The following is a 13,865-nucleotide window of genomic DNA, read 5'->3' as shown; positions in this document are numbered from 1 at the left end:
GTTGATTTCAAGAACATTCTACCGAGCGGATCAGTCTTTCTTTTCCACGCATTTCTTTATAAAATCCCAGCCATCCAGATGATTTGACTTGATGAAATCACGCAATTCGTCAGAGCAGAAGTACGCCACCCAGGCATTATCAGGATGTGCTTTCGTTGCACCAAAGTCGCTAGGTAATTGCCAAAGATGATGGCCCGCAATGACATCGCCATCCACAACGCAGATGTCAGCGGCGGAGCTCGAAATCCTCCCCCCGCTCAGTTCATACCCCGCACGACCAACTCCTTTTGTAAAGGTCGTCTCTTCAATGATTACCGCATTAAGCCTGGGCGGAGAGAGAATCCAGTAGTAAATTCCATAGCTCTTTTCCTGCTCATGCTGCCCTGCGGAAAAAATCTCTATTGGCATGAAACTATGGATGCCCGGCTCGAGTGACTCCAGTTTCTCCTTGAGTAGCTCGCAGACGATAAATGGACCGGTAATCCAGCCGAGAATCGCTGGAATCCCGCCACGCCTGCGTTGTGACACCCTAAGCACTTTGGGAACAGCCGCCTGCTCTTCCTCAGTCAGTGGAAGCCCCAAGGTAATCTTGGCCTTTAGCCTGATACCGACGGGCGGATCGAAGTCCTGACTTACAGCGCTTTCCCCACTATCGACTGCTAATATATATGCCATGGTCATTTCCTTTTGTTGCCTTCATCATTGACAAAAACATTCAGCCATTAATAAAATCCACCACCACATGATTTTTTGAGTGCTTTCTAAATCATAACAATCTTTCGCTGCATAAATCGTTAATGCAGTCTTTATTATTGCGCGTCATTAATATAAGTCAATTAAATAATATAATGTAATTTTTTGCAGATACATTATCTATACCTCATCTTGCCTGACTTGATAAAATCGTCATATTTCGATCTGGCCGTGTCCATGGTGTTATTCCACAGCCCCAAGCTCGCTAGCCAGCCGCCAGCCACAGCGAATGCACGCGTCATCCGTGGCACTCGCGATTCGCCCGATACTCAGTTCATAGCCTGCGTGATAAAATCCCCTGCCTCCTTGGAGAAAGTCGCGTCTTCGATAATCACCACATATAGGTGATGAAGGCAGACGACTTCATTAGCAAGTTCCATCGCAGTTGTCCAGTCGAGCTTGCTCTAAGCCAAAATTTCGAACTGCGGAAAACCGTGTCTACTGGGTTTGAGTGCCTCCGGTCTTTTCTTGAGTTCCTAGTAGACGATGAATCCCGCCCAGAATGGGGGGAATCCCACCGCGCTTACGTTGTGACACCCGCAAGTTTGTTCGCCATCTTTCAAATTCCGACCCCGATTGATCCGCGTTTAGGCATAAGAGGAACGAGTTTCGTGTCAACAGAGCTTGCCCCGCTGTTGACCGTTACTAGATAGGACCTTGCCTATAAGACGAGCCATGCTTGAGTCCCATCCGCAGGGCAGATATCGTCAAATCGAACGGCTTTATTGTGCCTAATACAGCACATTAAGTCATGGTATTCTTGTGTCACATTGTGTTTGGTAAGTCCCCACCGAGGAGGAGGCCGTCCGGATGGCCATCCCAAGAATCTGGTTAGAACTGTAGGTAGGCCAATGATGCTCTCTCCAGACAACTGCGATGAGTAGACACCAGCTGTCGCCCGGAATATTCCCTCAATACGTTTCATCAGTTGGCGTTCCTTCGCAGACCAGTTTCCATTTTCGTTGCGACAATTGGGGCGAGGGTGCTGACGCGCGTGAAGATATCGAGTGCAAAGCGAACGCTCTCCGCGTGCCGAATAGTACACACCAATTCATGACATTCTTGTGTCATATTGTATTTGGTATGTCCCCACCGAGGAGGGGGCCGACGGAATGGCCGGATGTTGCCGTCTGCCTGAACGTCTTCGATGAAACGGCCTACCCGGATGGCAGCGATTGGACCTTCGCGCGCTGCTATTTGCCTCGGGCCCTTGATGCAGACTACCGCTTGGTGTGCGATGCCCATCAGCTGTGGGATGGTTTCGAGCTGGCGCACAGCAAGGCCAGCCTCGCGGGCCGGCTGGACCATTAGAGGGCGGCAATGCAGCGATTAAGCCGGCCAGCAAATGCGGAGCGTGACAGGACAACGAAGAGCTTTACGGCCTACTGCATGCCGCATCACGTGCGGCTGCCGGCGACACGTGTCGCACCGCCCTCTTGACAATAGCTCGCGCGAAAAAAATGCCTCACCCTTCCGGGCATGAGGCGGTCGTTGACCTCGAGCGGGGGCACATGGATGTTGACCATATCGGGAATCTGGCCGCGTCGGTCGGTGCCAAGTGGGCGCGGCAGGCGCTTGGCGTGGCTCTGGTGCAGACAGACGATGAGCTGCCGACGCAGCTCGCCGCGCGGATAGGCGTAGATGGCGTTGTAGATGGTTTCGTGGGACACCGGGACTAGCTGGACTACGTGCGCTTTTGCTGGACTAGAAACCCGGAATTAGCTGGATTGCCGTGCGGCCCGATGGGGGCGCGGCTGCTCCAGGGTCCGGGTTCGGCGCCAGGACAGGGCACGACCGCTGTCGGCCGGCCTGAGACGGTCGCAGTTTCACTCAGACGCCCGTCGGTGGCCAATAGGTGCCATCTGGCAACGCATTGCGAACGCCTGCCTTCAGCGATAATGGCCATTCGAGCGCCGCAAACTTCATGGATTGTGTCTGGTGGGACCAGTCTGCGCCTATGGGCCGAGGCGCCGGCTAGAGTTTGAGCGCGATCCCACAGAACAATAGATTGACAATGATCACAGGACACGTCATCCAGGACTGCTGGCTGCGCTGTATCGACTGGCGCATGGTTCCCCGCGTGGCGAACGGAACCCATAGCCTTGGCGATGGACTCGTCACTTGGAAGAAACAGCGAGTTCTCCGGAGCGTCGATATCAAACCGTTTCGCATTGAGCAGCAGTCTGAGCACGGAACTTTCTTGTCCGACATTCTGCTGCAGTGCATGTGCCGTTCCATTACGGCATTCGCCATTATTGCATCCCCCAACGTTCGATCGGAAATTGCTACGGTTGCAAGCTCTGGAACGAAAATCCTTCGATTTTTCGCTCCGGAGTGCGTCTACCACCACGTCATCGGCAATCTGTATCAATGAAGCGTGTGTGAGTCTGAATACACGCGCTTCCCCAACTGTGTCGCGCCTCACTTTCACATCAATAAGAATCTTGTATACCTTGAATGAAACGTCTTCGTAGTGGGTAACTTGCGACCGTTCTTCGTCAATGCAATCAAGCCTGCGCACAGCGCCGCAAAACCAGAATCCGGGCCCAGCCCCATCGAAGTTGCTGTTGTCCACCTCCGCCCGCGCAAATGCGAACGCAGTCGGATCCAATTGAATGAGCAAATCTCTCGGCCTGTCTGAAACCAACCAGATACCAAAAGTGATGGTATAGGCGTCGCGGAGGGCGCTGGGTCGTGCTTTCTTGTCAAACTCGATCCTGGGTGATTCGTAGAATAAAGGGCCAAAGAAAGGCGATGCCTCATCGGCCGAAAACCTCTATTTCAGCGTCTCTTCATTTACCCAAACACGCCAATGTTTTATTTCAAGGTTGAGATCAGTGTCTAGCCTTTAGTATTTCCTCTCCTTCTCCTACTTGCCGTCGCCTCCAGAAATGTTCAGTTTCCCGCCCGGCATTTTATTTTTACCGTCTCACCCTGCAATTTATCACACAACGAGTATACATACCCACTGACCCCGATTGTCACATTTTCAAAATGCTCTATACTTCTGTTAATTATATTCACAATTCTTAGGTCGACACATTAGGTCAACAAGGAAGTCAGTCGATCAAACCGATTACTCTTTCTTTTTGATGCATTTCTTCGCGAAATTCCAGCCGCCCATGCGCTCTGACGCGACAAAGTCCCGTAACGCGTCAGAACAGAAGAACTCATTGCTAGAGTGCTCCGGATACTGTTTCGTTGCCCCAAAATCGCTAGGCAATTGCCAAAAATGGTGACCGGCCACTATATTTCCGTCTAACACGCAGACACCATCAGCAGCGCTAGAGATTTGACCGCCGCTTAGTTCGTAGCCAGTGCGGCCATATCCCTTGGCAAATGTCGTCTCCTCGACAATCACCGCATCAAGCCGCGGAGGCGACACAATCCAGTAATAAATCCCATAGCATTGGTCCCGGTGCGAGTTCTCCAGCCCCCATATCTCGAGCGGCAAAAAGCGGTGCCTACCCGGCTCGAGCGATTCCAGTTTGTCTTTGAGAGACTCACAAACAATGAAAGGGCCGGCAAGCCAACCGAGAATCGCGGGTATCCCACCACCCTTGCGTTGCGCCACTCTCAGCACTCGGGGAACGCCCGCTTGCTCTTCGTCTGTTAGCTCCAGTCCGCGGTCGATTTTGGTCTTTAACCGGATAGAAATTGGCGGATCGAATTCCCTCCCCACAGCGCTTGCTCCGCTGCTGACCATTACTAGGTATGACATACCGTCTCCTTTTCCTCATCCTTGCGTTGACAGCGTTGTTGCATAAATCGGACTTAAAAACACAGAGGCTCCTGTGATCCGAAATTCAGACGATGCGGACGGACTTCGGGCGTGCAAGAGCCGCCATGCGGTTAAGCACGCCTACGCGGATCGCCACTTCTGTTGCTTGCGAGCCGATGCCACGCGCCCAGAGGCGATTAGCACAGCCGGATTTATGCAACAACGCCCCTCACGCTGGATGACCGCAATCTCCCTTCGTGTATGAAGACCAGTTCATTCAGACGATCAAATAGCCAGCTTGTGTCAGCTGTACTTCGAGAATCTGTGACTCTTTCCTTAAGCGGGTCTTGCGATCGGATCCCGATCCGAAGGTTGGATCCCCCATCCGGCTAGACGGATTCGCGCCATTCATCGAGCAGAAAGTCACAGAAAATTCATCTCAGATCGCGAAAAAATGGCGACCGTATCCAGTTCCCCACGCCACCCAGAACTATGCGATTCGATACGCTATGGCACGCCAGCCCGTAGACACGTACGTCCGGTACGTACGTTCATCGATGCTTGGAAATGCACTTCTTGTCGCCGGCCCATCCGTCCATCTTCTCAGCCCTGATGTGCCTCCATAGCTCGTCCGAGCAGAAGTAGCTGGGGATACAGCGGTCTGGGTGGCTTTGTGTTTGGCCGTAGTCCCGTGGCAGTTGCCAGAAGTGATGACCCTCAATGACATCCTGATCAAGCACGCACTGCGCATCGTCGTCCGTATCTATATCTGCGCTGCGTTCATAGCCTTCGCGGCCAAATCCTTTGGTAAAAGTGGTCTCCTCGATGATCACAGCGTCGAGTCGTACTGGGCACAAGATCAGGTAGTAGGTGCCGAACACCTTTTCATTGGGTCCCGCGTCCAGGCTGCGAATCTCGATCGGCACGAAGTCATGCCGTCCGGGTTCCAGTCCTTCCAGAATGCCGCGCAGGCGCTCGCACACGATAAAAGGGCCATTTCCCCAACCAATAATCGCCGGCACCCCGCCACGGCGCCGCTCCTCGACCCTCAGGATGCGGGGAATCACGGCCCGCTCTTCTGGCGTGATCAATGTCCCGATCGAAAGGCGTGCCTCCAGACGCCCATCGATCTCCGGATCAAATTGCTTGGTGACCGCACTGCCGTCGTTAACGTTAACGGTGATCAGGTAAGGCATGTTCATTCTTCCATTGGAGATGGTGTCAGAAATTAGTTCCCGTGAGGCTGGCACCATTGGAACATCGGGAATCCCGTAAGATCGGAAAGGCCGATAGTGTCAACCACGGCGCTTCCTGACGAGTTCGATTCGATGGAGTATCGCTGAAACGGCATGCTGGGCCTCGGACACGTACGTCCGCCATGTTCCTCTGCGTTTGGCAATGCACTTCTTGTCGCCGGCCCATCCGTCCATCTTCTCGGCCCTGACGCGTCGCCATAACTCGTCAGAGCAGAAGTAAGTGGGGATACAGCGGTCTGGGTGGCTCAGTGTTTGGCCGTATTCCCGTGACAGTTGCCAGAAGTGATAACCCTCAATGACATCCTGATCAAGCAGGCACCGCACATCGTCGCCGCTACCATCCAGGACGACGGGGTAAGATTGTCTTAATATCTTATATATTTCTTACGACACACTTTTTCTCTATCGTCCACCCATCCATCTTCTCGGATTTGAACCTAGACCATAGTTCATCTGAACAAAAGTAACCTGTTTCTGAGTGATTCGGATAATTCGACGTACTCCCGAAATCAGATGGCAATTGCCAAAAATGGTGACCCTCTATAACCATTTTATTCAATGCACAGACGCCTTCCTTTAGTGTTGAAATTCCACCTCCGCTCAGCACATAACCCTCCCGCCCAACCCCCTTATCAAATGAAGTCTCATCGATAATCACCGCATCGAGCCGAATAGGACACAAAATCAGGTAGTACGTACCAAATATTTTTTCATCGACCCCACGATCTTCGCTGCGAATTTCGATAGGCAGAAAGTCATGTCGACCCGGCTCCAACTCTTCAAGAATATCGCGCAAACGCTCGCAAATAATAAACGGTCCGATATTCCACCCAATAACGTCGGGTATTCCGCCGCGTCTACGTTCCGAAACTCTCAATACTCGAGGAATAGCCGCCCGATCTTCTGTCGATATTGACGTCAGGAGAGTTATCTTCGCGTGCAACTCACGGGCAATCTCTGGATCAAACTGCTTACGAACAGCGCTCCCATCTGAAACACTAAGTCCAACTAGATATGGCATAGTTACCCCACTTATCTTTGTTTATCCTAAACCAAATCAGTGATTTATATTCCACTGAATCAAATAAATCACACAAGTGGAATTATAAATATACTCTCAACCCGCCAACGGAATAAATAATCTCGATCACCGAGCCTGGCTAGGGTTAGTCCACCGCATGGCTACTGCCGTCGAGCCGTCGAGAGACTTGACAGTAATCTGGGGCAACTCTTTGAAATCCGTAAAGTCGATAGGGTCAGCCATGATGCTTTCCGATCACTTCACTTCACTATTGGTTGGTTCCGAAGCAGAACGCCTGAGCCTTTCCGGAACATAGACGTCCGTCATCTTCATCTGCGTTTGGCAATGCACTTCTTCTTGGCGGCCCAGCCGTCCATCTTCTCAGCCCTGATGTGCCTCCATAGCGCGTCCGAGCAGAAGTAGCTGGGGATACAGCGGTTTGGGTGGCTTTGTGTTTGGCCGTACTCCCGTGGCAGTTGCCAGAAGTGATAACCCTCAATGACATCCTGATCAAGCACGCACTGCGCATCGTCGTCGCCATCAATCCGTGCGCTACGCTCATAGCCTTCGTGGCCGAATCCTTTGGTGAAAGTCGTCTCCTCGATAATCACGGCGTCGAGTCGCACCGGACACAGGATCAGGTAGTAGGTGCCGAGCACCTTTTCATTGGGTCCCGAGTCCAAGCTACGAATCTCGATCGGCACGAAGTCATGCCGTCCGGGTTCCAGTTCTTCCAGGATGTCGCGCAAGCGTTCGCAAATGATGAAAGAGCCACCACTCCAGCCCAAGATCGCAGGAACCCCGCCACGCCGCCGCTCCCTCACCCTCAACACGCGGGGAATCGCGGCCCGCTCTTCTGGCGTGATCAATGTCCCGATCGAAAGGCGCGCCTCCAGACGCCCATCGATCTCCGGATCAAATTGCTTGGTGACCGCACTGCCATCGTTAACGTTAACGGTGATTAGGTAAGGCATGTTCATACTTCCATTGAAAATGGTGTCGAAAATAAGTCACCGTGAAAGGCCGGTGGTGTCCCCCACGGTGATTTCTGACGAGTTCGATTCGATGGAGTATCGCTGAAACGGCATGCCCGGCGTCGGACACGTACGTCCGTCATGCTCTTCTGCATTTGGCAATGCACTTCTTCTTGGCGGCCCATCCGTCCATCTTCTCGGCCCTGATGTGCCTCCATAGCTCGTCCGAGCAGAAGTAGCCCGTGATACAGCGGTCTGGGTGGCTTTGTGTTTGGCCGTATTCCCGTGGCAGTTGCCAGAAGTGATGACCCTCAATGACATCCTGATCAAGCATGCACTGCGCATCGTCGCCGCTATCAATCCGTGCGCTACGTTCATAGCCTTCGCGGCCGAATCCTTTGGTGAAAGTCGTCTCCTCGATGATCACAGCGTCGAGTCGCACCGGACACAGGATCAGGTAGTAGGTGCCGAACACTTTTTCATTGGGTCCCGCGTCCAGGCTGCGAATCTCAATCGGCACGAAGTCATGCCGTCCAGGTTCCAGTCCTTCCAGGATGTCGTGCAGGCGCTCGCACACGATAAAAGGGCCACTTCCCCAACCTATAATCGCTGGCACCCCACCACGCCGCCACTCCTCGACTCTCAGGATGCGGGGGATCGCGGCCCGTTCGTCTGGCGTGATCGACGTATCGATAGCAAGGCCCGCCTGCAGACGTCCATCGATCTCCGGATCAAATTGCTTGGTGACCGCACTGCCGTCGTTAACGTTAACGGTGATTAGGTAAGGCATGATCATTCTTCCATTGGAAATGGTGTCGGAAATTAATCACCGTAAGGCTACCACCATTGGAACATCGGGAATCCTGTAAGATCGGAAAAACCGATAGTCCCACCGCAGTGCGTTCTGACGAATTCGATTCGATGGAGTATCGCTGAAACGGCACGTTGGGCCTCGGACACGTGCGTCCATCATGCTCCTCTGCGTTTGGCAATGCACTTCTTCTCGGTGGCCCAGCCGTCCATCTTCTCTGCCCTGATGTGCCTCCATAGCTCGTCCGAGCAGAAGTAGCTGGGGATACAGCGGTCTGGGTGGCTCCGTGTTTGGCCGTAATCCCGTGGCAGTTGCCAGAAGTGATGACCCTCGATGACATTCTGATCAAGCACGCACTGCGCATCGTCCTTCGTAGCTATTTGTGCGCCACGTTCATAGCCTTCTCGGCCAAATCCTTTGGTGAAAGTGGTCTCCTCAACGATCACGGCGTCGAGTCGCACCGGACACAGGATCAGGTAGTAGGTGCCGAACACCTTTTCATTGGGTCCCGAGTCCAAGCTACGAATCTCGATCGGCACGAAGTCATGCCGTCCGGGTTCCAGTTCTTCCAGGATGTCGCGCAAGCGCTCGCAAATGATGAAAGGGCCACCACTCCAGCCCAAGATCGCAGGAATCCCGCCACGCCGCCGCTCCCTCACCCTCAACACGCGGGGGATCGCGGCTCGCTCGTCTGGCGTGATCGACGTACCGATAGATAGACGCGCTTCAAGACGACCATCGATTTCGGGGTCGAATTCTTTAGTCACCGCACTGCCATCGTTTACGTTGTCGTTGATCAGGTAAGGCATGTTCATACTTCTATTGAAAATGGTGTCGAAAATAAGTCACCGTGAATCTACCACCATCGGAACATCAGAAGTCCTGTAATATCGGAAAAGCCGATAGTGTCAACCACGGCGCTTTCTGACGAGTTCGATTCGATGGAGTATCGCTGAAACGGCATGCTGGGCCTCGGACACGTACGTCCGTCATGTTCCTCTGCGTTTGGCAATGCACTTCTTCTCGGTGGCCAGCCGTCCATCTTCTCTGCCCTGATGTGCCTCCATAGCGCGTCCGAGCAGAAGTAACCCGTGATGTAGTTGTCTGGGTGGCTCTGTGTTTGGCCGTAGTCCCGTGGCAGTTGCCAGAAGTGATGACCCTCAATGACGTCCTGATCAAGCACGCACTGCGCATCGTCGTCCGTATCTATATCTGCGCTGCGTTCATAGCCTTCGTGGCCAAATCCTTTGGTAAAAGTGGTCTCCTCGATGATCACAGCGTTGAGTCGCACTGGGCACAAGATCAGGTAGTAGGTGCCGAACACCTTTTCATTGGGTCCCGCGTCCAGGCTGCGAATCTCGATCGGCACGAAGTCATGCCGTCCAGGTTCCAACTCTTCCAGAATTTCGCGCAAGCGCTCGCAGATGATGAAAGGTCCGACGCTCCAGCCCAGGATCGCTGGCACCCCACCACGCCGCCGCTCCCTCACCCTCAGGATGCGGGGGATCGCGGCTCGTTCTTCTGGCGTAATCGACGTATCGATAGCAAGTCCGGCGTGCAGACGGCCATCGATCTCTGGATCAAATTGCTTGGTGACCGCACTGCCGTCGTTAACGTTGACGGTGATTAAGTAAGGTATTTTCGAGGCTTCCCAGTCTCAATGGAGTAGCCTATGCGGCTCAAATGATCTACCCGTTGAGCCTTCTTGTATCGCTCGGTGGTCATTCCGAGTCCTCTTGCGCAGGCGACCCACTGTAAGCATCTGGAAGCGTCGCACCGTCAAGGTTTGCTCCGGCCAAATTTGCCCCGGTAAGGTTCGCCTCCTTGAGATTTGCACCCGTGAGGTTCGCGCGCGCTAGATTCGCGTACGTGAGATTTGCACCCGTTAAGTTCGCGCGGGTGAGATCGGCCTCGAGCAAGTTTGCGCCCGTGAGGTTCGCATTGCTCATGTCGGCTTCACCCAGCCGCGCACAAAGAAAAGTGGCCTTCGACAGATTCGCTCCGCTCAGGTCCGCATCGAACAGATTGGCCTCAGTAAAAATGGCAGCCCTGCAATCCGCACCGCTCAGCGTGACACCGGGCATGTCCGTTCGCGAAAAATTTGCCCAGATCAACGTCGCACCGGAAAAGTAGGCGCCGCAGGCCTCTTCTACGTTGGCGAGATGGGCCCCCGTGAGATTAGCACCGGTAAAATCGGCATAGAGAAAGTCGGCCTGCTCTAAGTCCGCACCACTGAGATTCGCGTTGGTGAAGTTGGCCGCACGGAGTTGCGCATAGGTCAGATCGGCATTGATGAATTCGCTGCCAGTGAGATCCGCACCGTCGAGATTCACGCCGTACAAATCCGCACCGCTCAGGGATGCGCTGCTCAGTTTCGCCCCGCTCATGTTGGCGAAACGCAGTTCAGCGGAACGGAGAACTATGCCTGCAAGATCCGCATCAGCCAAGTTCGCATTATGAAGATCCATGATCCCAGCGGCGATCCGTTCAGAGCGGGTGAAGGCGCCAGCCGCCGCCTGCAGCGTCAGTCGGATACTGTTGTTTTCTGCTTCATGGGAGAAAATGACCCGATCGCGGTCGTCTTTGACGTCGATTTTCATGGGGACCCTTTGGAACAAAAAATCAAACTTTCGACTGAAGTGCCGCAGCGCACGAGAATATCGAGTGCAAAGCAAGTGCTCTCTGTGTGCCTAATAGTACACAGCCATTCATGACGTTCTTGTGTCACATTGTATTTGTTGTGTCCCCACCGAGGAGGGGCCCGAGCGGATGGCCCAATGTTGCCGTCTGCATTAACGGCTTCGACGAAACGGCCTATGGGTGGCACGGCCTCGCAAGGAGCGTTTGGTCCGACGGCACGGCAAGGTGGCAACTAGCGAGTGCCCTGCGGTCTGCCTTGGCTCACGGCGCCCTCTTGGCCGATTGATCGCGTAACATACCCCACCCGGAAATGCTCCTCCATCTGCCCCGTGTGGGATCGCACGCTGCAGCCACTCCGGCATGGCGCCGCGGCCGTCCCAGCTCTGCCCCTGTGCGTTGCGGTAGCGCACTGGCCCAGACGATGGGGTCGGCGGTATCTCGACAAAACAGCCTGCCGCCTGCAGGTTGGCCAGGGTCGGGCCGTGCTGGGCCATCAGGATGATGGATCCAGATAGTTGCTTGGGCGCGCTCGATTTCAATCGACATGGTGTGGGTGAACAGATTTGGGGCCGCGCCGGATTCCGCGTTGTGCCGTCTTGCGGGAGCGCTGGACTTCAGGGTTGTTCTAGGTGATGGCTGTTGTGGGAATCAGTGCCGGCGGGAAGACGTGGCCACCCTCGCTGCTTAAATTTTAATCAAATCTGCTGACGCCGCTGGCACTCGACCCCCGCGCGGCTTGTCCACAGGCTTGTCCCCTCGCGCTGTGGATAAAAGCCATCCGACACCTCCGGCCTCCCCCCTCAGCCCGACCCCGGCTTGAACTCGATTTTCGTCGCCGGCGCCCAGCGCTTGCTGCCTACCAGGCGGCGCGTCGCGGTGGCTTCCGCATCAGCCCTCTCGGCCTGGATCCGAGCCCGCACCTCGCACCGGCCACATTCGCCGAAGCGTAGGGCCAGCTCAGGCACGAGCAACCCGTGTCTTTTTCATCTGGTTAATGGAGAAGCCCCCATGCCGTGGTCAATGATTGGACGAGCGGCGCTAGTCTCGCGCTGCAGCGGAATGTGCGGTATTGCTCATCGGTGACCTCCACAAGCGCTGCCCTGCCCTTCATGAAGGCATAGTCCCCAGAACCACCTGGTCAAGCACCCAGACCAGTCGCTCAGTGTCCGGCACCTCGCACGGCAACGCCACCCTCGCGCGGTGCCGCGCACTCCCCTGGCGCCCGGCATTGAGGCAGCGACCTTCACTTGTGATTCAGCACGCCAATGCTAGACTTAACGTTCCCCGGTTTTAGGAAGCAAGTCATGGCAACGGTCCAGCGCGACAATCTATTTATCGTCACTTCCGTGGAGGAGTTGCCGTCGGGGCGATACCGGGGATTTTTGACCTTGACCGGAGGTGCCAACACAGACAAGCGGCATACCTGCGCAAAGTGCCGAGACAATCCACTTGATGCACACACCGATGCAGATGCCGACGTTGAATACGCCTACAGGCACTATCTGTCCGACAATATTGATTGGCGGTCCGATGAAGGCAACATTGAACACTAAGCCCCACATGTTACGATCTCTCCTCGCCGAAACGGGGGGACGATGGAGCGCCAGGAACGCGTGGGGTATCACGATCTGAAGGCCTATACGCAGCTTCTTTCCACAGGGAAGTATCAGGGGTTCGTGCTGGTGAAACACCACACCCTCGCCGGCATTGTTCAAACGGTCTTTCACGCAGGAAGATCGACTCTGGACGAGGCTGAGGCGTTTGCGCAAGCAGAAGCCAGAATGGAACGTCTAACGGGCCTTCTCACTGGCTAAGCAATCGCCGCGAGCATCTCCGCTCCCCCTCCCTCTCGGCTTGCCGTTTCGTTTAGGTCGGCAATTTACTTAAAGCGGAGTTCGGACCATCGTTATTCGCGGTCCAGCTTGGAGCGAGACATGCGCGCGCCAGGTCGTGAAAGGACAAACCACCGCGAGCAAGGGCATTACGGAACTCAAGTCTGCGTTCTGGCAGAAGATGTTCACCGGGCGATTTGATGTCCAGACGTGGAACCCATGGCTCAAAACTGTTCTTCCCTACGTCGGCCAGGGAAGACCGTGCAAGCCGCGCCGAGAGCTTCGGAACCGGATCGCACATCCCAACCCATCCTCGCTCAAGCGCTCGCCTCCGATCTTACGATAATCGAGGCGCTAGTTCGGCTGCGATGTCCTGTCACGGCAGCTTGGATGATCTAACACCAGGATGCTCGGTCCCTGATCGGGATCGGACCTCCTTGATTGACCTCTGATGCGGTCAAACCTGGTCCCGTAAATAACGCTTGAGCTGGCTGTAAGCGTGGTGGCAACCTTTCCAATCCGTCTTCCCACTCGGCCCGGTCAGACGCGGAACGTCATCCCATTCGCAAATGCGACCGCCCGCCGCAACGAGCCCGGCATCTCACCCTTCCCATCCCATTTCTGCCCTTCAGCGTTGCGGTGTGGGTCGTGCGGGTTTCGCCGGCCGTGGCATTTCGCGACTGCCGCTTGCTAATTGCCGTGCCGGGACGGCAATTAGTCCCATTCCAAATCCCTCGCTCCCCCTACTTCGTACGCCTTAGACTCGCGCGCTGCATGAGATGCGGCTTGCTCAAGAAGAGGCACGTGATCCTTCGGGAGTGATCCTTCGGGACGACCAGCATTGTCAAACCCAAACC

The 13,865-nt window shown here is 54.8% G+C and carries 13 protein-coding genes and 2 pseudogenes; 2 read left to right on the top strand and 13 right to left on the bottom strand.

What is annotated here, in order from left to right:
* Positions 1–30 precede the first annotated feature (30 nt).
* The 13 genes and pseudogenes from AC1DQR_RS36535 to AC1DQR_RS36475 form a co-directional block, all read right to left on the bottom strand.
* Positions 31–675: an imm11 family protein gene (locus tag AC1DQR_RS36535; protein WP_477134794.1), complete on the bottom strand. Its 645-nt coding sequence runs from the start codon at positions 673–675 to the stop codon at positions 31–33.
* Positions 676–2,225: 1,550 nt separating this feature from the next.
* Positions 2,226–2,423: pseudogene (locus tag AC1DQR_RS36530) on the bottom strand (IS30 family transposase); the annotation flags it as partial.
* A 14-nt stretch (positions 2,424–2,437) separates the two neighbouring features.
* On the bottom strand, positions 2,438–3,469 hold the full coding sequence (locus AC1DQR_RS36525) for an imm11 family protein (RefSeq protein ID WP_477134803.1): 1,032 nt from the start codon (positions 3,467–3,469) through the stop codon (positions 2,438–2,440).
* A gap of 360 nt (positions 3,470–3,829) precedes the next feature.
* Positions 3,830–4,474 (bottom strand): imm11 family protein, encoded by a 645-nt coding sequence (locus AC1DQR_RS36520; protein WP_477134793.1) that lies wholly within the window; start codon positions 4,472–4,474, stop codon positions 3,830–3,832.
* Between the two features lie 85 nt (positions 4,475–4,559).
* Positions 4,560–4,670: pseudogene (locus AC1DQR_RS36515) on the bottom strand (IS5/IS1182 family transposase); the annotation flags it as partial.
* A gap of 355 nt (positions 4,671–5,025) precedes the next feature.
* The gene (locus AC1DQR_RS36510) at positions 5,026–5,670 is read right to left on the bottom strand and encodes an imm11 family protein (protein ID WP_477134792.1); all 645 of its coding nucleotides are present in this window, start codon (positions 5,668–5,670) and stop codon (positions 5,026–5,028) included.
* A 433-nt stretch (positions 5,671–6,103) separates the two neighbouring features.
* Positions 6,104–6,751, bottom strand: coding sequence for an imm11 family protein (locus AC1DQR_RS36505; RefSeq protein WP_477134791.1), 648 nt, complete (start codon positions 6,749–6,751; stop codon positions 6,104–6,106).
* 329 nt (positions 6,752–7,080) lie between these two features.
* Positions 7,081–7,725, bottom strand: a complete 645-nt coding sequence (locus tag AC1DQR_RS36500; RefSeq protein WP_477134790.1) for an imm11 family protein — start codon at positions 7,723–7,725, stop codon at positions 7,081–7,083.
* Positions 7,726–7,864: 139 nt separating this feature from the next.
* Entirely contained in the window at positions 7,865–8,515 is a 651-nt protein-coding gene (locus AC1DQR_RS36495; RefSeq protein WP_477134789.1) for an imm11 family protein, read from the bottom strand.
* A gap of 179 nt (positions 8,516–8,694) precedes the next feature.
* A complete protein-coding gene (locus tag AC1DQR_RS36490) occupies positions 8,695–9,345 on the bottom strand; it encodes an imm11 family protein (RefSeq protein WP_477134788.1) in 651 nt (216 codons plus the stop codon).
* Positions 9,346–9,392: 47 nt separating this feature from the next.
* Positions 9,393–10,001, bottom strand: a complete 609-nt coding sequence (locus AC1DQR_RS36485) for an imm11 family protein (protein WP_477134787.1) — start codon at positions 9,999–10,001, stop codon at positions 9,393–9,395.
* A 256-nt stretch (positions 10,002–10,257) separates the two neighbouring features.
* Complete coding sequence (locus AC1DQR_RS36480) at positions 10,258–11,136, bottom strand: pentapeptide repeat-containing protein (protein ID WP_477134786.1); 879 nt, start codon at positions 11,134–11,136, stop codon at positions 10,258–10,260.
* 192 nt (positions 11,137–11,328) lie between these two features.
* Positions 11,329–11,670, bottom strand: coding sequence for an H-NS family nucleoid-associated regulatory protein (locus AC1DQR_RS36475; RefSeq protein WP_477134802.1), 342 nt, complete (start codon positions 11,668–11,670; stop codon positions 11,329–11,331).
* A gap of 810 nt (positions 11,671–12,480) precedes the next feature.
* On the opposite strand from AC1DQR_RS36475, the gene AC1DQR_RS36470 reads away from it, so the two are divergent.
* Both AC1DQR_RS36470 and AC1DQR_RS36465 read left to right on the top strand, forming a co-directional pair.
* A complete protein-coding gene (locus AC1DQR_RS36470; protein ID WP_477134785.1) occupies positions 12,481–12,729 on the top strand; it encodes a hypothetical protein in 249 nt (82 codons plus the stop codon).
* A gap of 42 nt (positions 12,730–12,771) precedes the next feature.
* Complete coding sequence (locus AC1DQR_RS36465) at positions 12,772–12,990, top strand: hypothetical protein (protein ID WP_477134784.1); 219 nt, start codon at positions 12,772–12,774, stop codon at positions 12,988–12,990.
* The last annotated feature ends 875 nt before the right edge of the window (positions 12,991–13,865 follow it).

Source organism: Cupriavidus sp. 05L411, from assembly GCF_056398045.1.
This window is presented reverse-complemented; position numbering and strand designations above follow the sequence as displayed.